The 24,007-nt window shown below is 61.4% G+C and carries 22 protein-coding genes; 10 read left to right on the top strand and 12 right to left on the bottom strand.

From position 1 onward, the window contains the following. Positions 1-4 precede the first annotated feature (4 nt). From LCF60_RS07625 to leuC, 4 genes are all read right to left on the bottom strand, one after another. Positions 5-847: an endonuclease/exonuclease/phosphatase family protein gene (locus tag LCF60_RS07625; protein ID WP_292290846.1), complete on the bottom strand. Its 843-nt coding sequence runs from the start codon at positions 845-847 to the stop codon at positions 5-7. A gap of 140 nt (positions 848-987) precedes the next feature. Next, positions 988-1,950, bottom strand: coding sequence for a hypothetical protein (locus LCF60_RS07620; RefSeq protein ID WP_292290844.1), 963 nt, complete (start codon positions 1,948-1,950; stop codon positions 988-990). A 210-nt stretch (positions 1,951-2,160) separates the two neighbouring features. After that, positions 2,161-2,766: a 3-isopropylmalate dehydratase small subunit gene (gene leuD / locus LCF60_RS07615; protein WP_292290842.1), complete on the bottom strand. Its 606-nt coding sequence runs from the start codon at positions 2,764-2,766 to the stop codon at positions 2,161-2,163. Beyond that, positions 2,766-4,169 (bottom strand): 3-isopropylmalate dehydratase large subunit, encoded by a 1,404-nt coding sequence (gene leuC, locus LCF60_RS07610; RefSeq protein WP_292290840.1) that lies wholly within the window; start codon positions 4,167-4,169, stop codon positions 2,766-2,768. The genes leuD and leuC overlap by 1 nt, the downstream gene beginning before the upstream one ends. A gap of 286 nt (positions 4,170-4,455) precedes the next feature. Here leuC and LCF60_RS07605 point away from each other — a divergent pair, with 286 nt between their 5' ends. The 4 genes from LCF60_RS07605 (at position 4,456) to LCF60_RS07590 (ending at position 9,469) form a co-directional block, all read left to right on the top strand. Further along, positions 4,456-4,587, top strand: coding sequence for a hypothetical protein (locus LCF60_RS07605; RefSeq protein ID WP_292290839.1), 132 nt, complete (start codon positions 4,456-4,458; stop codon positions 4,585-4,587). A 60-nt stretch (positions 4,588-4,647) separates the two neighbouring features. Next, positions 4,648-5,982, top strand: coding sequence for a mechanosensitive ion channel domain-containing protein (locus LCF60_RS07600; RefSeq protein WP_292290838.1), 1,335 nt, complete (start codon positions 4,648-4,650; stop codon positions 5,980-5,982). A gap of 71 nt (positions 5,983-6,053) precedes the next feature. Beyond that, positions 6,054-7,232, top strand: a complete 1,179-nt coding sequence (locus tag LCF60_RS07595; RefSeq protein ID WP_292290836.1) for an acetyl-CoA C-acyltransferase family protein — start codon at positions 6,054-6,056, stop codon at positions 7,230-7,232. 107 nt (positions 7,233-7,339) lie between these two features. Beyond that, the gene (locus LCF60_RS07590; RefSeq protein WP_292290835.1) at positions 7,340-9,469 is read left to right on the top strand and encodes an ATP-binding protein; all 2,130 of its coding nucleotides are present in this window, start codon (positions 7,340-7,342) and stop codon (positions 9,467-9,469) included. On the opposite strand, the gene yaaA is transcribed toward LCF60_RS07590, so the two are convergent. From yaaA to LCF60_RS07575, 3 genes are all read right to left on the bottom strand, one after another. After that, positions 9,454-10,233 (bottom strand): peroxide stress protein YaaA, encoded by a 780-nt coding sequence (gene yaaA / locus LCF60_RS07585; protein ID WP_292290834.1) that lies wholly within the window; start codon positions 10,231-10,233, stop codon positions 9,454-9,456. The two genes, LCF60_RS07590 and yaaA, sit on opposite strands and share 16 nt — an antisense overlap. Positions 10,234-10,268: 35 nt before the next feature. Then, positions 10,269-12,323, bottom strand: coding sequence for a DNA helicase RecQ (recQ, locus tag LCF60_RS07580; RefSeq protein WP_292290832.1), 2,055 nt, complete (start codon positions 12,321-12,323; stop codon positions 10,269-10,271). 82 nt (positions 12,324-12,405) lie between these two features. After that, on the bottom strand, positions 12,406-12,699 hold the full coding sequence (locus LCF60_RS07575; RefSeq protein ID WP_292290830.1) for a YggT family protein: 294 nt from the start codon (positions 12,697-12,699) through the stop codon (positions 12,406-12,408). 138 nt (positions 12,700-12,837) lie between these two features. Here LCF60_RS07575 and LCF60_RS07570 point away from each other — a divergent pair, with 138 nt between their 5' ends. The 6 genes from LCF60_RS07570 (at position 12,838) to arfB (ending at position 17,968) form a co-directional block, all read left to right on the top strand. Further along, on the top strand, positions 12,838-13,383 hold the full coding sequence (locus LCF60_RS07570; RefSeq protein WP_292290828.1) for a thioesterase family protein: 546 nt from the start codon (positions 12,838-12,840) through the stop codon (positions 13,381-13,383). A 66-nt stretch (positions 13,384-13,449) separates the two neighbouring features. Further along, positions 13,450-14,793, top strand: a complete 1,344-nt coding sequence (locus LCF60_RS07565) for an MFS transporter (RefSeq protein WP_292290826.1) — start codon at positions 13,450-13,452, stop codon at positions 14,791-14,793. Next, the gene (gene mepA / locus LCF60_RS07560; protein WP_292290825.1) at positions 14,790-15,710 is read left to right on the top strand and encodes a penicillin-insensitive murein endopeptidase; all 921 of its coding nucleotides are present in this window, start codon (positions 14,790-14,792) and stop codon (positions 15,708-15,710) included. The genes LCF60_RS07565 and mepA overlap by 4 nt, the downstream gene beginning before the upstream one ends. Positions 15,711-15,716: 6 nt before the next feature. Further along, positions 15,717-16,562, top strand: coding sequence for an esterase-like activity of phytase family protein (locus LCF60_RS07555; RefSeq protein ID WP_292290824.1), 846 nt, complete (start codon positions 15,717-15,719; stop codon positions 16,560-16,562). Between the two features lie 91 nt (positions 16,563-16,653). After that, positions 16,654-17,283 (top strand): queuosine precursor transporter, encoded by a 630-nt coding sequence (locus tag LCF60_RS07550; RefSeq protein WP_292290823.1) that lies wholly within the window; start codon positions 16,654-16,656, stop codon positions 17,281-17,283. 262 nt (positions 17,284-17,545) lie between these two features. Next, positions 17,546-17,968 carry an alternative ribosome rescue aminoacyl-tRNA hydrolase ArfB gene (gene arfB, locus LCF60_RS07545; RefSeq protein WP_292290822.1) on the top strand — a complete coding sequence of 141 codons (423 nt, stop codon included), beginning with the start codon at positions 17,546-17,548 and terminating at the stop codon, positions 17,966-17,968. A gap of 58 nt (positions 17,969-18,026) precedes the next feature. Here arfB and LCF60_RS07540 read toward each other — a convergent pair whose 3' ends face one another. The 5 genes from LCF60_RS07540 to argH form a co-directional block, all read right to left on the bottom strand. Continuing rightward, the gene (locus LCF60_RS07540; protein WP_292290821.1) at positions 18,027-20,660 is read right to left on the bottom strand and encodes a TIGR02302 family protein; all 2,634 of its coding nucleotides are present in this window, start codon (positions 20,658-20,660) and stop codon (positions 18,027-18,029) included. 36 nt (positions 20,661-20,696) lie between these two features. After that, on the bottom strand, positions 20,697-21,962 hold the full coding sequence (gene lysA / locus LCF60_RS07535) for a diaminopimelate decarboxylase (RefSeq protein ID WP_292290819.1): 1,266 nt from the start codon (positions 21,960-21,962) through the stop codon (positions 20,697-20,699). Positions 21,963-22,122: 160 nt separating this feature from the next. Then, positions 22,123-22,443, bottom strand: coding sequence for a DUF2834 domain-containing protein (locus LCF60_RS07530; protein ID WP_292290818.1), 321 nt, complete (start codon positions 22,441-22,443; stop codon positions 22,123-22,125). Beyond that, a complete protein-coding gene (locus LCF60_RS07525; protein ID WP_292290817.1) occupies positions 22,443-22,616 on the bottom strand; it encodes a hypothetical protein in 174 nt (57 codons plus the stop codon). Before LCF60_RS07525 ends, LCF60_RS07530 begins: the two co-directional genes overlap by 1 nt. Next, positions 22,613-24,004 (bottom strand): argininosuccinate lyase, encoded by a 1,392-nt coding sequence (gene argH / locus LCF60_RS07520; RefSeq protein ID WP_292290816.1) that lies wholly within the window; start codon positions 24,002-24,004, stop codon positions 22,613-22,615. The genes LCF60_RS07525 and argH overlap by 4 nt, the downstream gene beginning before the upstream one ends. Positions 24,005-24,007 lie beyond the last annotated feature (3 nt).

The raw sequence follows: 24,007 nt of genomic DNA, 5'->3' as shown, positions 1-24,007 counted from the left end.
AGGGTCAAGGCAACGGCGTATCAGGCCACGCAATGTCGACCGTGATGAGGCTATGCATTCGATCCGGAATCAAGGGCCAGACGCGCGCCGCGCCAAGAACGAGCTGCGAGGATGGGAGAAGATAGGAAACACGCATCGGACCGGGCCTGTCCCAATGGGCGGTGATCACCCCGGACAGAGGATCCTGCCAGCGGGGCCGTTGCAGGAACTGTGCCATCGCGTCCCGGTATCCCTCGCCGCGCTGGGGATCGAGGTTGGTATTCGCCATGAAGATCACAGGTGCTTCGGGCGGTGGGCCGTGCTGACCCTCGAGTATTTGCTCCCACAGGCGCAGTTCGTCCAGATTTCGCCGTCCGTTGCGGTCTTCGGGCCCATCGAAAACCGGGGCCCCGGCATGGCCGATCAGGAGGGTCAGACGGCGCGTGGTGCCGGACTCGCGCGCAATGTCGACCGGAACCACCCAATGACCACCACTGGACAGGCGCTGCGTGGCGATCCCGGTATCACTTGCCTGGGCATGGGTGCCCGGCAGATCGCGCCACAGAAGGTCATTGAAGGAACGGGCATCTTCGAACGCAATCGGGTAGCGCGACAGAACGGCCAAGGCCTCCTGCCCCGGAAATCGTCCATAGGCTTGTGCATCTTCGGGCTCACCGAACCGGCCATCTCCGTCGATGTCATGTTCCGTGGGCCGTCCCGCATTGGACACAAGCGGCATGCTGTACGGATATGACTCGTCGATCAGCTTGCCGAAACTGTTCAGGGTCTGGCCTGTTGCATCGTAATCGAACCGCGTCAGGACGATGATATCGGCGTCCGCCGCCCGCAGCGCTTCGGCGACGATCACAAGCTCCGTGTCCTGATTTTGAATGTCGCGCCAAAGAAGGCCAGGGCCGTCCCGTGACAGCTGAACGTGCCATAGGGCCAGGCGCAAATCCTGCGCCGAAAGCGCCGGAACGGATAGACTCAGAAAGACAACAGAGGCGATCAGGCGATTTGCAAGTCGTCTTCCTGAGCATAGACGCGGCGGCGCTTTTCTTCGATCAGGGCAGCCACGCGAAACAGTGCGATCCCCCGCATCATCAATGTCAAAGGTAGGAATGCCCACGCGCACAAGATCCAGATCAGAATGACCGGCGCCGTCAGAACGGTTGCATCGAACGTTCCTATCCACAAACGCAACAGCGCCGGGATCAGGAATGGCAGCAGAAATCCTAATGCGAGGTTAAAATGAGCATCCCGCTTCAGACGGAACAGCACATCCCGCCCCGAGGTGGGGTCGAAAAGCGGCAGGTTGATCCAGAAGTTGAACGCCTTTTTCCGGATCGGCCAGAACACGAAGCGCGCATAGACCCAGAACACGAACAGCGCAATCAAGGTGACGACCAACAAAAGGCTCGCGATCCGAGTCGCCAGGTCGGAATCGAAGCCTGTCGGCACATCCTTGAAGGCGATGGCCATCAGGCGAACCGGCGAGAACGGGAAATCCAGCTTGGCCTGAGCACCCAGGGCAAGGGTTTCGAGGATTGTCGGAGCGGCGGCCGGACCGCGTTCTGCCGATGCCAGAAGAAGTGATGCGAAAAAGACACAAAAGAGCAGGGCGACAAACCGCAGTCGATTGAACGGCGGCGCGTTCCGGAACTCCAGAAACGTGGGATATTCGCTGTTGTATTCGGCGAATGTGACCACGGCGGCAATCAGCGCAACCAAGGCCGCCATCTGCGCGGCGTCGCTGGACGTGCCCGGAACGATCAACGACGGAATAGCGACAAGTAGCGCCATCAACAGCGCGCGCATAGCTGATCCAATGACCCGCTTGACCACTTTCATTTCCCTTCGAACTGGACGGACGCGATACATCGCCGCGACCTTGTCCCACGATTGAGCCGCCGGAATGGCAGGCTGCCTCATTATTGGCCCAGTTTTGCCTAACTTCGGATTACCGCTCAACGGTGACCGACCGGCAACAGGCGAAATCCTTGGTTTCACATGAAAACTGGTGCCCGATTACATCAGGCGCGGACCGCAAATGTACTTTGGAATCAGCAGTCCACAACATGTGGTACTGTGGTTCGCCGGATGAATCGATCCGGGCACCGCCCAAACAAAAAGGGCCGCCCCAGTGGGACGGCCTATGCTCATGTGCCGACAAAACCGGCGCTAGACCCAGGGGCGCGCCTGTTCGGCCTGCTGTTCGAACGTGTCGATGGAGGCCGCTTTTTCCAGCGTCAGCCCGATGTCATCAAGGCCGTTCATCAGGCAATGCTTGCGGAAACTGTCCACGTCGAAACTGAAGCTTTCGCCATCGGAACTTGTCACGACCTGGTTTTCCAGATCAATCGTCATCCGCGCGTTCGACCCTTTCTCTGCATCCTTCATCAGGACGTCCACAGCCTCTTGCGGCAGCACGATGGGCAGAATGCCGTTCTTGAAGCAGTTGTTGTAGAAGATGTCGGCGAAAGAGGTCGAGATCACCGATTTGATCCCGAAATCCTTGAGCGCCCAGGGTGCATGCTCGCGTGACGATCCACAGCCGAAATTGTCACCCGCAACCAGGATTTCCGCCTCGCGGTACTGCGGCTTGTTCAGCACGAAATCCGGGATTTCCTTGCCATCGTCATCATAGCGCATTTCGTCGAACAGGTTCACACCCAGGCCCGACCGCTTGATGGTTTTCAGAAACTGCTTCGGGATGATCATATCGGTGTCGATATTCACCAGCGGCATGGGTGCCGCGATCCCGGTGAGTTTTTCGAACTTTTCCATCACATCATCTCCCGAACATCAGTCAATTTACCAGTCACCGCAGCAGCAGCAGCCATTGCAGGCGACATCAGGTGCGTCCGCCCGCCCCTGCCCTGGCGGCCTTCGAAGTTGCGGTTCGATGTGGCTGCACAGCGTTCGCCGGGGGCCAGCTGATCGGGATTCATGGCAAGGCACATGGAACATCCCGCAAGACGCCATTCGAAACCGGCCTCAATGAAGATATCCGCAAGCCCTTCCTCCTCGGCCTGCGCCCGGACCAATCCGGAGCCCGGTACGACCATCGCGCGCTTCACGGCGATCTTCTTGCCCTTGAGGATCTCGGCTGCCGCCCGCAAGTCTTCGATCCGGCCATTGGTACACGACCCGATGAACACGGTGTCGATCTCGATATCCGACAGCTTCTGACCCGGTGTCAGACCCATGTAGTCAAGCGACCGCTGTGCCGCGCCGACCTTGCCACCCTGAAAGCTGTCCGCAGAGGGCACATCCGCCGTGATCGGCAATACGTCTTCGGGCGAGGTACCCCAGGTCACCACAGGCGCGATGTCTTCGCCCTTGATCGTGATGACCTTGTCCCAATGCGCGTCCTCGTCCGAGAACAGCGTCTTCCACCATGCCAGAGCGGCTTCCCATTGGGCACCTTTCGGCGCGTGTGGGCGGCCTTTGACATATTCAAACGTCTTCTCGTCCGGCGCGATCAGGCCCGCGCGGGCGCCACCCTCGATGGCCATGTTGCAGACGGTCATGCGGCCTTCCATCGACAGGTCGCGAATCGCTTCGCCGCAATACTCGATCACGTATCCGGTACCGCCGGCAGTACCTGTCTCGCCGATGACGGAAAGCGTGATGTCTTTGGCCGTCACACCCGGACGCAGCTTGCCGGTGATTTCGACCTTCATGTTCTTGGACTTTGACTGGATCAGGGTCTGTGTCGCCAGAACATGCTCGACCTCGGATGTCCCGATGCCATGCGCCAATGCGCCGAACGCACCATGTGTCGCGGTGTGGCTATCCCCACAGACCACCGTCATGCCAGGCAGTGTCCAGCCCTGCTCCGGGCCGACAATGTGCACGATGCCCTGTCGAACGTCAGACACAGGATAGTAATGTATGCCGAAATCCCGCGCGTTCTTGTCAAGCGCCGCCACCTGGATGGCGCTGTCCTCGGTCATGTTCTTGGGGTCTTCGCGTCCCGGCGTCGTGGGCACGTTGTGATCCGGCACGGCAATCGTCTTGTCCGGCGCCCGAACCGTCCGGTTCGCCATGCGCAGACCTTCGAACGCTTGCGGGCTGGTCACTTCGTGAACGAGATGCCGGTCGATATACAACAGGCAGGTACCATCGTCGGCCTCGTGCGCGAGATGGGCATCCCATATTTTGTCATAGAGCGTTTTGGGGGACATGTGTCCTCTCCCTTGAACTGTATAAATGAGGTGTTGGGGGTGGTCAGAAAGGCGCGGCATGGCCGCAGCTTCATGGCCGTGCAAGCACAGTGTGCGTCACGCCGAAGAACCGTTCCCGCAAACGCGCGCGGTCATCCAGATCGAAAACCAATTCCATGCCTTCTCGCATACATCATAGCCCCGTCCCGCCGCAAGAGCGACGCAATCGGCCAAGTCGCGCAGATCGACGGAAAGACGGGTGATCCAATCCGCGTTGCGCGGCGTAGATACACTAGCGAGGGGTAGAATGCTTACAAAACTGAACATCATCAATCTTGGCCTGATCGCGATTCTGTTGGCCGGTCTGGTCGTTCACACGGCGTATGCCGAAACAGAGATTGCACCTGCCAAGGTGGAGCTTCCGTTCGCCGGGTCTTAATGCGTTGCACTGCCCGCACGGCAATGCGACCCTGAAGGCAAGCAGTCACCCGGGCGAAGAATGGATCCTGACGTCGTTTCCCCAGAAATACTGACCGAGTTCACGCTCGATCTCTATGCGTGGGCCGATGCGCTTCTGAGCAATCTTCTGCGCCCGTGGAACGTCTACCAGCTTGCAATCGCCGTCGCCGTCTTCATCGCAGCGTGGATTTTGGCGGCGATCATCAAACCTCGGATGCACGACTGGATGCGCACCCGCGAGGGTTGGCCGAAATGGCGCATGCGCGCGCTTGTCGTCATGCATCGGCGCCTGCGGATGGTGGTGTTCGTCGCACTGATCTGGCTGGTCGTCATCGTGATGCGCGAGATCACATGGCCTTCGCGCTCTTATCTTCTGGCCATCATCGCCAACCTTGCAACGGCGTGGCTTTTCATCGCCTTCGCCACCCGCCTGATCCAGAACCCCCTGCTTCGCGCGATCGTCCGGTATGGCGCATGGATCTGGGTCACCCTGTCGATCACCGGCCTGACCGAGGACGCGCGATCCCTCCTGGAACGCGCCGCTTTCACGATTGGCGAAACGCGGCTGTCGCTGTGGATGATCCTTCAGGCACTGGTGATCGTCACGGCTCTGCTGACGTTGGCCCGTCTGGTCAGCAGCACCACCGCCGCAACGATCCGGCGGAACGAGGACATCTCGCCATCGATGCAAGTGCTGGCGATCAAGTTCCTTCAGGTTGGCCTGTTCGGTGCCGCGTTCTTTCTTGGCCTGAATATCGTCGGGGTCGATCTCACCGGGCTTGCGGTTCTGTCGGGTGCAATCGGGGTCGGCCTTGGCTTCGGTCTTCAGAAGGTCGTGTCGAACCTGGTGTCGGGCGTGATCATCCTGCTCGACAAGTCGATCAAGCCAGGCGACGTGATCTCGCTGGGCGAAACGTTTGGCTGGATCAATTCGCTGGGCGCGCGTTACGTCAGCGTCGTCACGCGGGACGGCAAGGAATACCTGATCCCGAACGAAGACCTGATCACCGGGCAAGTGGTCAACTGGTCCCATTCGAACGAGTTCGTCAGGCTCGACATCTATTTCGGCACCGCCTATGGCGACGACCCCCACAAGGTGCGCAAGATCGCCATCGATGCCGCCAAATCCGTGGACCGGGTGCTCAGTTTCAAGTCGCCCGTGTGCCATATCGTCGGCTTCGGAGACAGTTCGGTGGACTACATCCTGCGCTTCTGGATCCGCGACCCGACCGGCGGCCTGACCAATATCCGCGGGAACGTCTATCTTGCCCTCTGGGACGCATTCCGCGAGCACGGCATTTCCATTCCGTTCCCGCAGCGCGAAGTCAAACTGCTTGACGGGTCGCAACTGGCGACAAAAGGTCTCTCGGACTGACGACAGGTATCGGCTGACTCTGTCGGCGCACTGGCTCATACTGCGTGCACCGAAACAAGGGAGAGGCTTCCATGGCAGACGATATCGTACTTCTCGACGGCGCGCGTACCGCGATCGGCACCTTTGGAGGCTCACTCGCAGCAACGCCGCCGATCGACCTTGGCGCAAACGTGACCAAGGCCGCGATGGAGCGGTCGGGTGTCGAGCCCGGTCAGATCGGCAACGTCGTCTTCGGCCACGTCATCAACACCGAACCGCGCGACATGTACCTGTCCCGGGTCGCTGCGATGCAGGCCGGCATTCCCGACACGACCCCGGCAATGAACGTCAACCGTCTTTGCGGGTCCGGGGCGCAGGCGATCGTGTCCGCCATCCAGTCTCTGATGCTGGGCGATGCGGAATTTGCCGTCGCCGGTGGCGCCGAATCCATGAGCCGCGCGCCCTATATCGTCCCGGACCAGCGTTGGGGCGCCAAGATGGGCGACATCCGCACGCTCGACATGATGCTCGGGGCGCTGAGCTGCCCGTTCGGTACCGGGCATATGGGCGTGACTGCCGAAAACGTCGCCGACGAACACGACATCAGCCGCGATGCACAGGACGCTTTCGCTCTGGAAAGCCAGAACCGCGCGGCGAAGGCCATCGAAGACGGCCGCTTCAAGAGCCAGATCGTGCCGATTCAAATCCGGGTCAAGCGCGACATGGTCGATTTCGACACCGACGAACACCCCAAGGCCACGACGCTTGAGGCGCTGGGCGGCCTGAGAACCGTCTTTCAGAAAGACGGAACCGTAACGGCCGGGAATGCGTCCGGCATCAATGATGGCGCCGCCGCCGTGGTCCTGGCAACGGCATCTGCGGCCGAAAGCGCGGGTCTCAAGCCGAAGGCACGGGTCCTCGGATATGCCGTCGCCGGTGTCCGCCCCGAAGTGATGGGTATCGGACCCGTTCCCGCTGTCGAAAGCCTGCTCAAACGCACCGGCCTGTCGGCATCGGATTTCGACGTGATCGAAAGCAACGAAGCCTTCGCGGCACAGGCCCTGGCCGTGAACAAGGGCCTGGGTCTGGACCCCGCCAAGGTCAATCCGAATGGCGGCGCGATTGCGCTGGGCCATCCGGTTGGCGCCACCGGCGCGATCCTGACCGTCAAGGCACTGTACGAACTTGAACGCATCGGCGGGTCCAAGGCGCTCGTCACCATGTGCATCGGCGGCGGCCAGGGAATCGCGCTGGCGATCGAGCGGCTCTGACGCAACCCTGCAAAGAGACCCATGGCCCGGCTGATCCATGTCAGCCGGGTTAATTCATTTTTCACCATGATCCCCGACAGTCGGCCTCACTGTAAACGGAGGTCTGGATGAGTCTCGCCAACAAGCTGGCCGAGGAACGGCGCGCGCGACTGGCGGCAGAGCGTCTTCTTGAACTCAAACAGGCTGAACTCTTTGCGGCCAATCGCAAGCTGGGAAACCACGCGCAGCAGCTCAGCAACGAGATCGTCGAAACCCGCGCCGAAGTGGCGATGGTGCGCGGCGAAAACCAGCGTGTGAAAACCGAACTGGGCGTCGCCAACGAAAAGATCCAGATCGCCGAACGCCGCCTGTGGCATTCCATCGAAACCATTCAGGACGGGTTCGCGTTCTTTGATGCCGACAATCGCATGATCGTCGCCAACCGGTCCTATCTTGCGGTGTTCGAGGATCTCGAAGAGGTGCAGCCCGGCATCACCTATCCGCGGATCCTCCAACTCCTGACCGAAGAAGGCATCGTCAATATTGGAGAGGAACCGCCGGCGGCATGGCGTGCGCGCATGCAGGATCGCTGGCAACAGATCGATCCCGAACCGATGGAGATCCAGCTCTGGAACGGCGAACATGTGCGCATTTTCGATCGTCGCGGGCCGTCAGGCGACGTGGTCAGCCTTGCGCTCAACATCACCGAAAGCGTGCGCTACGCGGAAAAGCTTCACGACGCGCGCGAACGCGCCGAGGCGGCCAACCGCGCCAAATCGGCTTTTCTGGCGAATATGAGCCACGAAATCAGAACCCCGATGAATGGTGTGGTCGGCATGGCCGACCTGCTGACCGAAACCGACCTGGACAGCGAACAGCGGCTTTTCGTCGATACGATCAAACACTCCGGCGAAGCGCTGCTGGTCATCATCAACGATGTCCTGGATTATTCCAAGATCGACGCCGACAGGCTGGTTCTGCATCCCGAAGCTTTCGACCTCGAAAAAACCCTGCACGAAGTCGTCATGCTGCTCCAACCCACCGCCCGCGCCAAGGGCCTGTCGTTGCAGATCGACTATGACGCGCAGCAACCGACATCCTTCATCGCCGACCCTGGCCGCATTCGTCAGATCGTCACCAATCTGCTGGGAAACGCCGTCAAGTTCACACTGGACGGCCATGTGCTGCTACGTGTCGTGGGCGAGTCGGTTGAAGCCAATGCCACGAAACTCATTCTCACGGTCGAGGATACGGGCATCGGAATCGCGCCCGACAAGGTCGATCACGTCTTTGGTGAATTCAATCAGGTCGAAGACGATCGCAACCGCCAATTCGAAGGCACAGGGCTTGGCCTTGCGATCACCAAGCGACTTGTCGAGATGATGGGCGGCGACATCTGGGTCACTTCGGAACAGGGGAGAGGAAGCTGTTTCGGTTTCTCCGTGACCCTGCCGGTCAACCCTGATCCGGCTTCGGCGGCGCACAGGCTTGACCCAAATCTGCAAAGAATCCTCGTCATCGACGGGGCCGAAAACGGAACGCTGCAGAAGCAGATCAGCGTGCTGGGCGGAGATCCGATCCCGTGCGCGGACCCGGCAAGTCTTTCGTCGAACCTACTCGGGTCCGTCAGTCTGATCGTCCTTGCTCTGGAGCCGGACAACCCGGCCTTTTCAGCGGCATGCGATGCCTTGATCCGACTGGCATCAGAGACCGCGATCCTGTCCCTCTCGCGCGATCCGAAGGGCGTGCTGGAGGCCGGCTTGCCGAATGTGCACACGATCCAGCGCCCCTACGCGCGGTCAGACCTGTTCGACGCGATCATGCAAATCGCCGTTCGGCGCGAAGTGCCCATGGTTTCCGAGCCTTGCGCGAGCATACCCAAGGTGCTTCTGGCCGAGGACAATCGCACAAACCAACTGGTGTTTCGCAAGATGGTCGGCAAGCTCGACATCGACCTGCGCACTGCAAATGACGGGTTCGAGGCAGTCACCGCCTACACCGACGACCGGCCGGATGTGATCTTCATGGACATCTCCATGCCCGGCATGGACGGCAAGGAAGCCACCGCCCGCATCCGCGCTCTTGAAGGCGATGGCCCACATGTGCCGATCATCGCCGTCACAGCGCATGCGATGGACGGCGACCGCGACATGATCCTCAAGGCAGGTCTGACAGATTACCTGACCAAACCGCTGCGCAAGGATGCGCTTCTGGAAAAGCTCGAACGCTACTGCCCGCGCTGTCAGCTGGCGTCGTAGGGGCGCACGAACACCGGCTTGTCCGGCTCTGACAGATCTTCCCGGTAGGCATATCCGCCAAGATCGAAATCCCGGATGCCGGCAGGGTCGGTCAGTCTCTTCTGAACGACAAATCTCGCCATCGACCCGCGTGCCTTCTTGGCGAAGAAGCTGACGATCTTTGGGCCCTTGCCGTCGTCCTTGTCTTCCATGAAGGCGGGTGTGACGATCCGGAGGCCCAGTGCCTTGGGTGGCACCGCGCCGAAATATTCCTGGCTGGCGCAGTTGATCAGGGTGTCGGTGTTCACCTCGTCCGCCTGGTCTTTCAGTTCCTTCGCGATCTGGTCGCGCCAGTAGTCGTAAAGATTGCCGCCGCGGCGAGTCTTCAAGCGGCTGCCCATCTCGAGGCGATAGGCCTGGATGCCGTCCAGAGGGCGCAGCACGCCGTACAACCCGGACAGGATACGCAGGTGATCCTGCGCCCAGCGCATTTCATCTTCATCCAGCGTGCTGGCTTCCAGACCCTGATAGGTGTCCCCCGCAAAAGCGAGCGCCGCAGGGCGCAGGTCTTCGTCGGCGGGGGAGTCGTCGAAATTTCGGAACCGGTCACGATTCAGCTTTGCCAGATCGTCGCTCAAATCCATCAGATCCTTGAGATTGCCAAGCGTCAGATTGCGCGCGGACTTGGCAAGGCGATTGGCGTCATCCTGAAAGACCGGCTCGGTCATGGTCACGTCACGTTCGGACCAGTCAAGACGTTTGGCCGGGGAAATCACGACGAGCATGGCAGCACCTTTATCTTTTGGCAGTTGCTAGCGATCTAGTCCGCGGCGCGCAATACGTCCAGAAAGGTCTGCGCAAAGCGTTCCGCACGCCGGTCCCCAATGATGCGGGCAATGCCGCTTTCATCACGTGGCCTGCTTTGCGCCAGCTTTGCCAATTGCCCCGCCTCGCAGGACATCGGCTTAAGCGTGCCGCATGGTCCTCGAACCAGTTTCGACTGGGAATCCAGCAAGGCATCGTAAAGCCCGCCCGCTCCGCCACTGGCAAGCTTGCGCCGCGCCGGGTGGCTATCGGGCACCTCGCCCGCGATCACGGCAAGAAAGGCACGGCCATAGCGTTCAAGCTTCTTGGCGCCGACCCCGTTGATCCGGGCCATGTCATCCAGTGTTGCCGGCCGGGTCTCGGCCATCTCGATCAACGTCTTGTCTGGAAAGATCACATATGCCGGAGCCGACTGTTCTTCGGCCAGCGCACGGCGTTTCGCCTTGAGCGCGGACAGGAGCGGCGCGTCTTCGTCGCTGACCAGCATGCGGACCTGTGGGCGGCGTTCGCTTGCCGCTTCGATGCTGTCGCGCCGAAGCGAGATACCGGCCTCGCCGCGCAGGATCGGCCGGGCGGCTTCGGTCATCACCAGGGCACCATGCCGTTCGGCATCGGGACGCATCAGGTCGTGGCCCATCATCTGCCGGAACACCGCCTGCCATTCTCCGCGCTTGAGATCGGTGCCCACACCGAAGGTCGGCAGATTGTCATGGCTGCGTTGCAAGACTTTCTCGGTCTTGATGCCAAGCAGGATGTCGATCAGATGCCCCGAGCCGAAACTCTCGCCGGTGCGCAACGCTGCGGAAAGCGCCTTGCGCACCGCTTCGGTTCCGTCAAACAGGTCGGCAGGCTTGTCGCAAAGATCGCAATTGCCGCAGGTCATTTCGCTTTCGCCGAAATATCCCAGCAAGGTCTTGCGGCGGCATTCTTGCGCTTCGGCCAGCCCCAGAAGCGCGTTCAGGCGGCCGTGGTCGGCATGGCGGCGTTCGGGGGGCGCGTTGCCCTCGTCGATCTGGGACCGGCGCAGGCGGATGTCGTCTGCACCGTAAAGCGTCAGCGTTTCGGCGGGCGCGCCATCACGCCCGGCACGGCCGATTTCCTGATAATAGGCCTCGATGGATTTCGGCAGATCGGCATGGGCGACCCAACGGATGTCCGGCTTGTCGACCCCCATGCCAAAAGCGACGGTGGCGACAACGATCAACCCGTCCTCGGTGGCAAAACGCGATTCCACGCTGCGGCGTGCGTCCGGGTCCATGCCGCCGTGGTAGAAACAGGCGGAATGCCCTTCGGCCCTGAGCGCCTGCGCCAGTGTTTCGGTCTTGGCGCGGGTGCCGCAATAGACGATGCCGGACTGGTCTTTCCGAGCCGCCGCGAATTTCAGGATCTGATCGCGCGGCTTGTTCTTGGGCGCGAACATCAGATGGATGTTCGGCCGGTCGAACCCGCGCAGGAAGGTGGTCGGCGCCTGCCCATCGAAAAGCCGTGTGACGATCTCTTCCTGCGTTTCGCCATCCGCTGTGGCGGTGAAGGCCGCGAGCGGCACATCCAGAGCGCGCCGCAATTCACCGATCCGAAGGTAATCGGGCCGGAAGTCGTGGCCCCACTGGCTGACGCAATGGGCTTCGTCCACCGCAATGAGCGACACCCCCGCCTGTTGCAGCATCCGCTGCGTTCCCCCGGAGGCAAGCCGTTCCGGCGCCAGGTAAAGCAGCTTCAGGGCGCCGGAATGAAGCATCTCCCAGACGGCGTCGTTCTCTTCATCGGTATTGGAGGAGGTGAGCGCTCCCGCGGCCACACCCGCCTCGCGCAAACCGCGCACCTGATCGCGCATCAGGGCGATCAGCGGCGAGATGACGACAGTGACACCGTGACGGACAAGCGCCGGCAATTGGAAGCAAAGGGATTTGCCGCCACCCGTCGGCATGATGGCGAGAACGTTTTCGCCGCGTGCCACAGCGTCCACGATCTCGGACTGGCCGGGTCGAAAGCTGTCGAATCCAAAGACATCCCGCAGAATCGACTCTGCGTCGGGCATATCGCGCGGCATGGTGACCTGTCAGGTTCTTGTCTATATCTGCTCTTGATCTGACAGTCTCATACTAAGGATGCGTGAACAAGCCCAAGAGCCGTCAGAAGCTGTAGAACCAGCCCGCGTTGTTCTGAAGCACGATCCGGATGATGTAGACGCCGATCAGGGCCACCAGTGGTGCAAGGTCGATGCCTGACATGGTCGGGATGATCCGGCGCAGACGCGCGTAAAGCGGCTCGAGTATCCGGTTCAGACCGTCCCAGATCTGCGCGACAAGGGGCTGACGCAGGTTCAGGACCTGGAAATTGATCAGCCAGCTCATGATGACATGGGCGATGATGAAAAACCACACGATGTCGAGGAGCAGCATGAGGATCTGGTAGAGCGATTGCATCGGACGGCGTTCCTTTGGCAGTGACCTGCCAAGAGGTAGGCGCAAGCGGGCCGAAGAACAAGTCGCAGCGACTGCCGCAAGGTCGCGGGTTGACCCGATCGCGGCGCAGGTCAACTAAGCGCGGGACAGGAGGTCGCGATGTATCCCTTTATCCGCATGGCTTACGGGCTCTGGAAAGCCCGCCGAGGGCCGAACCTTGGCCCCTTCGGCACCTACGTTTCGCACCACCGGTGCTGGCCTTGGGACATCGACATCTGGATGGAACTGAACAACGGGCGCACTCTGACCCTTTACGACCTGGGGCGTATTCCGCTCGCGCAGAAAAACGGTCTTATCAAGATGATCCGCCAGGAACGTTGGGGCCTGACAATGGCGGGCGTCGTCGTACGGTACAGGCGCCGCATCCGTACGTTCGAAAAGATCGAATTGCGCAGCCGTCTGCTGTGCTGGGATGCCCGGTTCCTTTATATCGAACAGGCGATGTTCAAGCAGAGCGGAGAATGCGCGAACCATGCGGTCTACCGGTCTGCCGTGACCGATCACAGTGGCATCATCCCGACCGATCGTGTGGTCCGTGCCATGGGAATGACCGACGCGGCCTCGCCCGAGATGCCCGATTGGGTGGCAAAATGGCTTGCTGCCGAAGACGCCCGGCCCTGGCCCCCGATGCAGGACGCCGCCTGACCGTTTGAACCCTTGCCACCTGCCCCCTTTCGCTTTCTTATCGCGCGGATTGCCAAGGGGAGCCGTATGGCGAACGCGACACTGCGCAAGCGGATATGGGGATGGTTCTTTTTCGATTGGGCCAGCCAACCTTACAACACGCTGCTGATCACCTTCATCTTTGCGCCTTACGTCAAGGAACTGATGGGCGATGGCACCGCCGCGCAATCGGCCTGGGGCTTCGGGATCGGGGCTGCGGGCATCGTGATCGCGGTGCTGGCCCCGGTGCTGGGGGCCTTGGCGGATACGGGCGGCAATCGACTGCGGTGGATCTGGCTGTTTTCGCTGATGTACGTCCTCGGGGCCGCCGGACTTTGGTTCGCCGTCCCCGGTGAGTTCAGCCTGCTGTCGATCCTGACCTTTTTTGCCATCGGCATGATCGGCATGGAGTTCGCCACGACCTTTACCAATTCCATGCTGCCCGACCTTGGGACCCGCGAAGAGATCGGGCGCATTTCCGGCAATGGCTGGGCTTTCGGCTATCTTGGTGGGCTGGTGGCGCTGGTGATCATGCTTCTGGTGTTCGCCGACAGTGCCGAGACCGGGCGCACATTGATCGGATTGGAACCGGCATTCGGTCTGCTGGATGCGGAGGCGCGCGAAGGCACGCGCTTTGTCGGGCCGCTGACGGCGATCTGGTACGCGGTGTTCATGATCCCGTTCTTCCTGTTCGTCAGGGACCCCAAGGCACACAAGGCACCTCCCGGGGCTGTCAGGCTGGCCTTGCTCGACCTGAGAACGACGCTGCGCAACCTGCCGCAGGATCGGTCACTCTTTGCCTATCTCGGGTCCGCCATGTTCTACCGCGATGCGCTGAACGGGATGTACGCATTCGGCGGCATCTACGCGGCAGGCGTGCTGGGCTGGAATGTGCAGAATGTCGGCATTTTCGGCATCCTGGCGATCATCTCGGGGGCTTTGGCCGCGTGGCTCGGGGGTATGGCGGATTCCCGGTTCGGACCGAAACCGGTGATCACGACCAGCATTCTCGTGTTGACCGCCGTGGGCGTGTCGATCGTGATGATTTCGCGGGACAGCATGTTCGGCGTTCCGGTGGCCGAAGGATCCGCTTTGCCCGACATCGCGTTTTACGTGATCGGTGTGCTGATCGGTGCGGCCGGTGGTGTGCTACAATCGGCCAGCCGGACGATGATGGTCCGCCAGGCCAACCCCGCGCGCATGACCGAGGCTTTCGGCTTGTATGCGCTGTCCGGAAAAGCGACCAGTTTTCTGGCACCGCTGCTGATCGGGGTCACAACCTACCTGACCGGATCGCAGCAATTGGGGGTCAGCCCGGTGATAGGTCTTTTCCTGATCGGCCTTGTGTTGTTAGTCTGGGTCAAACCAAACGGGCACGGGACAGTGACATGAAACGGTTTTCCCTTGGCGTGGCAGTGGCGGTTTTCCTCAGTGCCTGTAGCGGCGGTGACGGACCGGGCAACACCGAAACGGCGGCCTCCAGTCCGCGCGTGAGCGGCGTTCTGAGCACCCGCGAAGCCAAGCAGCTATTTGGCGGCATGGATGCCGGGTCACTTCAGTCTCCGGCGGCCTATGGCAGCTATTCCAAAGGCTGCGCCGCAGGCGCCGTGCAACTGCCGGAAACCGGCCCGACATGGCAGGCCATGCGGCTGTCTCGGAACCGCAACTGGGGTTTGCCGGTCACGGTGGGTTTCCTCCAGGATCTGTCGCGCATCGCAGCGCGGGAACCGGGCTGGGAAGGGCTGTACCTGGGCGATATCAGCCAGCCGCGCGGCGGGCCGATGCTCACCGGGCATGCAAGTCACCAGATCGGACTGGATGCGGATATCTGGATGCGGGCGCCTGACCGTCTGAACCTGTCCCGGACCGAGCGCGAAAACATCTCGTCGATCTCCATGCGACGTTCCAGCGGGGCCTTCGTGAACGACAGGTGGACCCGGTCCCATCACAACATCATCAAGGCCGCCGCGAGCGACCCGCGCGTGGCGCGGATCTTCGTCTTTCCCGGCGCCAAGGTGCAGATGTGCAACGACGAAACCGGTGATCGCAGCTATCTGCGCAAGATCCGGCCGTGGTACGGACATCACTACCACTTCCATGTGCGGCTGGCCTGTCCGCCCGGGATGCGCGGATGCGTGGATCAGGACCCGCCACCGCGCGGGGATGGATGCGCCGATGCGCAAGCCTGGGTGAACAACATCCTCAACCCGCCGCCGCCCGATCCGAACGCACCGCCCCCCCGTCCGCGGCGCGAATTGACGATGGGCGATCTTCCGGCGCAATGCGCTGCGGTCCTGGCATCGAATTGATCCGTCTTGAGCTCTGATCGCGCGGAGGCCCGAAAGCAGGCACAAGCCCGGTTCCTGTCGTCTTATCACTGGACCGGAGAAGGCCGCACATTTGGAGGGTATTCCGCGATCATCTTGTCTCCGGACGGGACTGAATTCACCATGATGAGCGATCGCGCGCATCTGATCGAAGGCAGGATCGTTCGGCACGGCGACCGGATCATCGGCGTGCGCAGTGCCGCGATGGTGCCGTTGGGGTTCCCCGACAGCCTGTTTGCCAAAGAGCCGGTGCGCGACACCGAGGGATTGGCACGGGACCAAGAGGGTCGAGTTTACGTGTCACTCGAAAGCGACAACCGCATCTTGAAAAGGGATCCTGACGGTGGATGGTCGTTGCTTCCGGCATACCCGCCGATCGACGCCTTGCCCGAGAACCAGGGGCTGGAAGCGATCGCAGTGGCACCCGATGGCGCGCTTTACGCAGTACCCGAAGTCTCGGACGGGTTGCAACATCCATTTCCGGTGTTCCGCTATCGCCCGGTGCAGGGATGGGACCAACCGATGGCGATTTCGCGCAGTGACGGTTACCTGCCAGTGGGAGCCGATGTCGGGCCGGACGGACGGCTTTACGTGCTTGAACGCGGGTTCGGCGGTTTCGGCTTCTTCAGCCGGGTGCGCCGGTTCGATCTGTCCGGTTCGGGAACGGTTGATGGTGAAACCCTTCTGACCAGCGCCACGCGGCGACACGACAACCTCGAGGGGCTTGCCGTCTGGAAGGCCGGTGACGGGTCGCTTCGGCTGACCATGGTGTCGGATGACAATTTCCAGTTCTTCCAGAGGACCGAGATCGTCGAATACGCGATCAGCATTTGACTTGTCTGCCGGGCACGCCGGCGATATGCGTCGCGCCATTCCCGTCTGTCGGGAATCAAGTCCCCGCAACCTTGGCAAAACGGGAGTCACCATGACCCGCGCACATATTCCTGGCATCATAGCCATGGCCATCATCGTCCTGGCCTCGAACATCCTCGTTCAGTTCCTGTTTGGAAACTGGCTCACCTGGGGGGCGTTCACATATCCGTTTGCGTTTCTCGTCACCGATCTGATGAACCGGCTGTACGGGCCCGAGGCGGCGCGCAAGGTCGTCTTTACCGGGTTCGTCGTCGGCGTGATCTGTTCGCTGATCGGCACGCAGATCCAGGGCGAATTCGGCCCGCTTGTCACGTTCCGCATCGCGCTCGCATCGGGCATCGCCTTTCTGACGGCACAGCTTCTGGACGTGTCGATCTTCGACCGCCTGCGCGAGGGCGCGTGGTGGCGTGCACCTTTGTCATCGACCCTCATCGGAGCGTCGGTCGACACCGCTCTTTTCTTCAGCATCGCCTTTTCCGGCACGCTGAGCTTTATCGAGCCGGGCAACGACGTGTCCTGGGCGGGCGAAATGCTGCCGCTTCTGGGCGCCGGTCCGGTTGCTCCGCTCTGGGTGTCGCTCGCGGTGGCGGACTGGATGGTGAAGATCGGGCTCGCGCTGGTCGCACTGATACCTTTTCGACTCATCGTCACGCGTTTTCGGCAAAAATCTGCGTTGACGTGAAGAAAATGTTTGCCTCTCCGGAAAACCGTGCCACCTTTCAATTGCGTTACTTTAACAGCTGAAAGGAGGTGATCCAGTGTCGAGAGAGGTATTGGAGAGAGGTGTCGGAACAGTTCGAGAGGCACACATCTAGGGCAGCCCCTGGGTGATGAACCCATCGAATTGGTGTGGAACCTAACCGGACCCCACCTCCGTAAGTCTCGAAGGGTCGCCCGAGTGGCGACCCTTTTTGTATGACGCCGCGGCGTTTAAGTGATGAGATATGCTCAAGATTTCAGACAGCATCACCATCGAGGACTGGGAGCTTACCGAACAGTTCATCCGGGCCTCCGGCCCCGGCGGTCAGAACGTGAACAAGGTGTCCTCTGCGGTGGAACTGCGGTTCGAGGCAGAGCGATCACCGAACCTGCCCGGCCCGGTCAAGAACCGGCTGCGTCGAATTTCGGGACGCAGATGGACCAAGGAAGGTGCGGTCGTCTTGCAGGTCGACGAAACGCGGTCGCAGACACGGAACCGCGAGATCGCGCGGGACAGGCTGAAAGAGATGATCGTTCAGGCGCTGACGCCCCCCAAGCGGCGCGTGCCTACAAAGCCGACCCTTGGGTCGAAAAAGCGTCGTCTGAAAGCCAAGAAGGTGCGCGGCGAAGTCAAATCGCTGCGCGGCAAGGTTGACCCCGACACCTGAGCCTTAAAACAAACTCGGTCGCGTCCATCCGAAAACGCGGGTGTCCCCGACGCCTTTCTCAGAACCGGTCCAAAAGGCGTTCGAGATATTCGAGCTCTTCCGCGGGGCGTTCTCCTTCGCCCGAACGGCGTCGGATCTCGTCCAGCAATTCCCGTGCCCGGCGATAGACGTCTTCACCTTGCAACAGGTTCTCGTTCGAGCCGATCTGACCATTCGAGCCGACATTGCGACCCAAGGGATCACGCTGCTGGCCGGGATCGGCACCTTCAGCCATGCCCTGCTGTCCCTGCCCCTGTTGCTGTTGTTGCGCCATGGCTTCGCCAAGGTTGCGCATGCCTTCGCGCAGCGCTTCCATCGCTTCGGATTGGTTGTCGATGGCTCCGGCAAGATCGTTTTCACGCAACGCATCCTCGGCGCCCTCCATCGCACCTTCGGCACGGTCAAGGGCTTCGCGCGCGGCATCGCCCTCTTCGGTTCCAGCACCGGGGAGGTTCTGGGCCTGCCGGTTCAGCTCCTGACGCAACGAGCGCTGGCGATCAGCCAGGCTGTCTTCAAGGCTCTGACCCTGGCCGTTCTGGCCCTGCCCTTGTTGTTGTCCGGGTTGCTGACCCTGCCCCGGCTGTTGCCCCTGGCCCTGACCTTGGCCTTGGCCTTGCTGCTGTCCTTGGCCCTGTTGGCCCGGTTGCTGACCGGGCTGCTGGCCTTGTTGACCTTGCTGTCCGGGGTTGAACTGTTCCTGAAGATCGCGGAACGCCTGATCCGAAAGGCCCTGTTGTTCCCGCAGGGTCTCGGCCAGGCCTTCCATCGCCTGCTCTCCGGGCGACTGACCCTGCTGGCCCTGGCCTTGGGTGACCTGCATGTTCTCCATCATCTGGCGCAACTGCTCCAGCGCTTCCTGCGCCTCGGCCATGCGACCCTGCTCCATGAGTTCCTGAATCCGATCCATCATCGCCTGAAGGTCGTTCTGACTCATTTCCATCATGTTCTGGTTCTGGGTCATCTCCTGATCAGGGTTTTCCTGCGCATCCCGCTGTGCCTGACGGGACAGCTGGCGCAGGTAATCGTCGGTCGCCTCGCGCAATTCCTGCATCAGCTCGGCGATTTCCTGATCGGACGCTCCGTTGCGCATGGCTTCGGAAAGACGGTCCTGCGCGCGCTGAAGCCGTTCAAGCGCATCATCAAGATCGCCTTCTTCAAAGCGGATGGCGAGATCCCACATGGCCTGGGCGATCTCGGCCTGTTGTTCGTCGGTCATGGTCACCTGTGACAGCGCCTCGACCCGGCGCATGATGGCGCGCATACGCAGGAAATCGGTGCTGGAGCGGAACACGTCGTCCGGACGGTGCGAAATCGCGCGCATCAATAGCGCGACGTCACCTGCATTTTCTCGATTCCACAAAAGCGAGCGCCGCAGGTCAATCACCGCCGAGGCCATCGGATCGAAAAAACGCCGCCCGGGCAGATCGATGATGTCGGGCACTGCTTCGCCCATCTGGTCGGCTTCGTCCACGACGCTCAAACTGATCGTGACCGGCAGATTTGCCCATGGATGTTCAGAGAAGTTGTCGATCAGCGTTTCGGTGAATTCCGAGCGATCACCGGCGATGGGCATCGGCAGCGGCAGTTCGATCACCGGGCGTGGTTCGGGATCGCTGCGCAGGCCGTAGCGGCGATCGACCTCTTCCAGCGCCAGTTCGATCCGGGCGGTTCCCTGCACCACGCCATAATCATCCTGGGCGGTAAAGGGAATTTGCGCCTCGCCTTCGTAGCTGACTTCGATTTCTCCGTCGCGCGCCACTTCGGGAGCGCGGTCCGGCGTTGCGACGATGTCCCAGGCGCGTCCGCCCGGCCCTTCGACTTCCAAGCGGCCGGATTGTTCAACGGTATATTCCTGGGCGGTCTCGATCGAGGCCTGCACCATGTCTTCGGGAGTGGCGGTCGGAGACACGCGGTTCGACACCGTTTCCGACACGCTCAGCGCGCCGACTTCTCCGTAAAACCGAAGCGTCACGCGGCTACCTTCGGGGGTTTCCAGACGGGCAGCCGTGATATCGTTGAGATAGATCGACGGCAAACCAGTGTACCGAGGCGGCTCCAGCCAGCCTTCCCAGGTCGGGCCGGACGACAGATCGGACCCGGTGGGTCCCATCGCCGACACGGTCTGAACGCGCAGGACCGACCCGAATACAGCGGCAACGAGGAACGCGAGAAGCGCCACGTAGCGCAAGGCAAACGGGTCGGCCTTGGACACACGTAGATCGGGCTCTGCCGCCTTTGCTTCTTTCAATCGCGCGATCATCCGCGCCTGGTGCGCTTTCCAGACGGCAAGCGACGCAGCGTCTCCGGCTCCGATTGCCTGACTGTCCATCGACGCCAGGATGGGATTTCCCGGAAGCGTCGCGTCAAGCCGAGCAAGCGCCGCCGACTGCGATGGCCAGACAAAGCGGCGTATTCCGCGCACGAGGGTCCAGACAGTCCCAAGCGCTGCTGCGCCAAGCAGGCCCCACACTGTCCAGAGCGGCAGGTGATCCTGCAAACCCAGCATCAGAAAAGCCAGTGTCACGAAGAGAACCGACCAGAACGGCCAGAAGGAGCGCACCAGAGACTCTGCCGCCATGCCCGTCCGCGTCAGAACCAAGGGCCGGCGCAGTGCCGTGTCTATGTCGTTTGGCAGGTCATCGTGTTCGGTCATCCCGATCTCCCGGCTGTCCGACCGCGAAGGGTCTCCTCACAGCCATGGGGGGATGGTATCTCGATTTATGATTTCGTCAAAGTCGGGACGCTTGCGGATGACAGCGAATTGATCGCCCTTCGCCAAAACTTCGGGCACAAGGGGGCGCGTGTTGTATTCGCTGGCCATCACGGCCCCGTAAGCCCCGGCCGAACGAAAGGCCACGAGATCGCCAGCCCGCAGCGGCGGCATCATGCGATTGCGGGCAAAGGTGTCACCGGATTCGCAGACCGGCCCGACAATGTCGTAAGGCTGCTGTTCCGCACCTGGCGCCGGTTCGATCACCGGGATGATATCGTGGTGGGCATCATACATGGCCGGTCGGATCAAATCGTTCATGGCGCCGTCAAGGATAAGAAACTGCCGGCCCTCGCCCTGTTTCACGTAAACGACGCGGCTGACAAGGATACCGGCATTGCCGACGATCAGGCGGCCCGGTTCAATCTCGATCTCGCAGCCCAGATGGCCGACGGTGCGCTTGATCAGCGCGCCATAGTCCGATGGCAGCGGCGGGGCCTCGTTGGAGCGCGTGTAGGGGATGCCAAGCCCACCGCCCAGATCGAGCCGCTTGATCACATGACCATCCGCCCGCAACTGCTCGGTCAAGTCTGCGACCTTGCGGTAGGCCAGTTCATAGGGCTCCAGCTCTGTGAGCTGCGAACCGATATGCACGTCGATGCCGATCACTTCGATCCCCGGCAACGCCGCGGCCTCGGCATAGACCTCGCGGGCCTTGGAAATCGGGATGCCAAACTTGTTCTCGGACTTTCCGGTGGCGATCTTGGCGTGGGTTTTCGCGTCCACGTCTGGGTTGACCCGCACCGTGATCGGCGCGGTCTTGCCCAGGCTGCTTGCGACCTCCGAAATGACGCGCAATTCCGGTTCACTCTCGACGTTGAACTGGCGGATGCCACCTTCGAGAACCTGGCGGATTTCCTCTCGTGTCTTGCCGACGCCGGAAAACACGATCCGGTCACCGGGTACGCCGGCGGCCCGCGCGCGGGCATATTCGCCGCCCGAGACCACGTCCATGCCGGCCCCAAGCTCTGCCAAGGTGCGCAGAATCGCCTGGTTCGACGCAGCCTTCATGGCGTAACAGACCATGTGGTCCATGCCGGCCAGCGCCTCGTCGAAAAGCTGAAAATGCCGCGTCAGCGTGGCGGTGGAATACAGGTAGAACGGCGTGCCCACAGAGGCCGCAATGTCCTCCACCGATACGTCTTCGGCGAACAAAGCACCGTCGCGATACAAAAAATGATCCAAGGCCGCCTCCAGAACAGACCGCGCCGCAGTAACGCAGCGCGCGGCTTTGTGCCAGCCCTTGCGTCTGCTATCGAATATTCGTCAAAACGCCACGGACCGCCGCGATGATGGAGCGCTCGTTCACCCCGGCTTTGCGGCGACATCCGCAATCCAAAGCGGCCTACGGGGTGATCGGCCTGGAGCGCAAGAACAGGTAAAGCGGCAGTCCGCAGCTGACGCCGATGCAATAGGTGGCGGGAATTGCGATCAGCGCCGACCAGTTGCGGCGCACCGCAACCTCGGCAATGATCCAGATGGTCAACGAGACCGCCGCGATCGTCAGATCCCATGTCAGCCCGGTGGTGGCATCATTGACATACCACGCGTCGATCATCGCACCCAGCGACCAGCCGTTTTCCTGGAACCACGAGACGAAATAATACATCGGGTGGATCGCGCCCCAAATGGCGAGCGCAAGGTAGATCCAGCGCATCGGGGACATCAGAACCGTCCCCCGACCGTCACCGGGCCGGACCGCACGGACACACCCGTGGAGGTGCGGACACCTTCGGAGCCGACGGACACGGTGGTGTTGACCGACGGCCGTATCGGTGGACCATCCGCCCCGCAGGCCGCCAGCGCAAAAAGCGCACCGATAAGCATCCCGCGGATCATTCCAGTATCTCTTTCCACCGTGCGACCTGTTCCCGCACCCTGACCGGGGCAGTTCCGCCATAGCTGGTTCGGCTGGCAACCGAGTTGTGAACGCCCAACACCTCGAACACGTCCGATGTGATCTCTGCATGCACCGACTGCATGTCCTCAAGGCTAAGATCCGGCAAATCGCATCCCTTTCTCTCCGCCATTGCCACCAGGGATCCGGTGACATGATGCGCGTCCCGGAAAGGTAGGTCGAGCGTACGGACAAGCCAGTCCGCAAGATCGGTCGCTGTCGAGAACCCGGCCGAGGCCGCTGCTTCGAGGTTGGCGCGGTTGGCGCTCATGTCCTTGACCATGCCTTCCATCGCCGCCAGCGCCAGCATCCAGTTGTCGGCCGCATCGAAAACCTGTTCCTTGTCTTCCTGCATGTCCTTGGAATAGGCCAGCGGAAGACCCTTCATCACCATCATGAGCGCGACATTCGCACCAAAAATACGCCCGATCTTGGCGCGGATCAGTTCCGCGGCGTCGGGATTTTTCTTCTGTGGCATGATCGACGATCCGGTCGAAAACCGGTCGGACAGCGTGACAAACCGGAACTGCGCAGACGACCAGATCACCAGTTCTTCCGCCATGCGGCTGAGGTGCATGGCGCTGATGCTGGCAACGCTCAGGAATTCCAACGCGAAGTCGCGGTCGCTGACGGCATCGAGGCTGTTGGCCATGGGCCGGTCAAAGCCGAGCGCCTGTGCGGTCATGTCCCGATCGATGGGGAAAGAGGTGCCCGCCAGCGCGGCCGCGCCCAAAGGCGATTCGTTCATCCGGCGGCGTGCGTCCTGCACGCGGGACAGATCGCGGGCGAACATCTCCACATAGGCCATCATGTGATGCCCCCATGTCACCGGCTGCGCGGTCTGCAAATGGGTAAAGCCCGGCATCACCCAGTCTGCGCCTGCATCGGCCTGTGCCACCAGAGCGCCTATCAAGGCGGTCAGGCCAGAAGCTGCGGCATCCAACTGATCCCGCACCCAAAGACGGAAATCGGTGGCCACCTGATCGTTGCGCGACCGACCCGTGTGCAAACGCCCGGCCGGGTCGCCGATCACCTCTTTCAGCCGTGCCTCGACATTCATGTGGATGTCTTCAAGCGCGGTCGAAAAGGCGAACTCGCCTGTTTCAATCTCTGACAAAACGGTGAGTAAGCCTTCCCGCATCGCTTCGGCATCGCTAGGTGTTACGATATCTTGCGCTGCGAGCATCGCAGCGTGAGCCCTTGAACCGGCGATATCTTGTGCCGCCATGCGTTTGTCGAACCCGATCGAGGCATTGATCGCCTCCATGATCGCATCGGGTCCGGCAGCAAAACGGCCACCCCACATCTGGTTCGAGGATTTGTCGGACATGGT

The organism is Marivita sp., assembly GCF_020055635.1.
Taxonomy (GTDB): domain Bacteria; phylum Pseudomonadota; class Alphaproteobacteria; order Rhodobacterales; family Rhodobacteraceae; genus Marivita.
This window is presented reverse-complemented; position numbering and strand designations above follow the sequence as displayed.

Excerpts from the sequence above, each read along its gene's own strand:
- LCF60_RS07530 (WP_292290818.1), bottom strand. The coding sequence starts at position 22,443 with ATGTCCCCGATGCGCTGGATCTACCTTGCGCTCGCCATTTGGGGCGCG.
- leuD (WP_292290842.1), bottom strand. The coding sequence starts at position 2,766 with ATGGAAAAGTTCGAAAAACTCACCGGGATCGCGGCACCCATGCCGCTG.
- argH (WP_292290816.1), bottom strand. The coding sequence starts at position 24,004 with ATGTCCGACAAATCCTCGAACCAGATGTGGGGTGGCCGTTTTGCTGCC.
- mepA (WP_292290825.1), top strand. The coding sequence starts at position 14,790 with ATGAAACGGTTTTCCCTTGGCGTGGCAGTGGCGGTTTTCCTCAGTGCC.
- yaaA (WP_292290834.1), bottom strand. The coding sequence starts at position 10,233 with ATGCTCGTCGTGATTTCCCCGGCCAAACGTCTTGACTGGTCCGAACGT.
- LCF60_RS07550 (WP_292290823.1), top strand. The coding sequence starts at position 16,654 with ATGACCCGCGCACATATTCCTGGCATCATAGCCATGGCCATCATCGTC.
- LCF60_RS07590 (WP_292290835.1), top strand. The coding sequence starts at position 7,340 with ATGAGTCTCGCCAACAAGCTGGCCGAGGAACGGCGCGCGCGACTGGCG.
- LCF60_RS07575 (WP_292290830.1), bottom strand. The coding sequence starts at position 12,699 with ATGCAATCGCTCTACCAGATCCTCATGCTGCTCCTCGACATCGTGTGG.
- recQ (WP_292290832.1), bottom strand. The coding sequence starts at position 12,323 with ATGCCGCGCGATATGCCCGACGCAGAGTCGATTCTGCGGGATGTCTTT.
- LCF60_RS07600 (WP_292290838.1), top strand. The coding sequence starts at position 4,648 with ATGGATCCTGACGTCGTTTCCCCAGAAATACTGACCGAGTTCACGCTC.
- LCF60_RS07605 (WP_292290839.1), top strand. The coding sequence starts at position 4,456 with ATGCTTACAAAACTGAACATCATCAATCTTGGCCTGATCGCGATTCTG.
- LCF60_RS07565 (WP_292290826.1), top strand. The coding sequence starts at position 13,450 with ATGGCGAACGCGACACTGCGCAAGCGGATATGGGGATGGTTCTTTTTC.
- LCF60_RS07540 (WP_292290821.1), bottom strand. The coding sequence starts at position 20,660 with ATGACCGAACACGATGACCTGCCAAACGACATAGACACGGCACTGCGC.
- leuC (WP_292290840.1), bottom strand. The coding sequence starts at position 4,169 with ATGTCCCCCAAAACGCTCTATGACAAAATATGGGATGCCCATCTCGCG.
- arfB (WP_292290822.1), top strand. The coding sequence starts at position 17,546 with ATGCTCAAGATTTCAGACAGCATCACCATCGAGGACTGGGAGCTTACC.
- LCF60_RS07525 (WP_292290817.1), bottom strand. The coding sequence starts at position 22,616 with ATGATCCGCGGGATGCTTATCGGTGCGCTTTTTGCGCTGGCGGCCTGC.
- LCF60_RS07570 (WP_292290828.1), top strand. The coding sequence starts at position 12,838 with ATGTATCCCTTTATCCGCATGGCTTACGGGCTCTGGAAAGCCCGCCGA.
- LCF60_RS07595 (WP_292290836.1), top strand. The coding sequence starts at position 6,054 with ATGGCAGACGATATCGTACTTCTCGACGGCGCGCGTACCGCGATCGGC.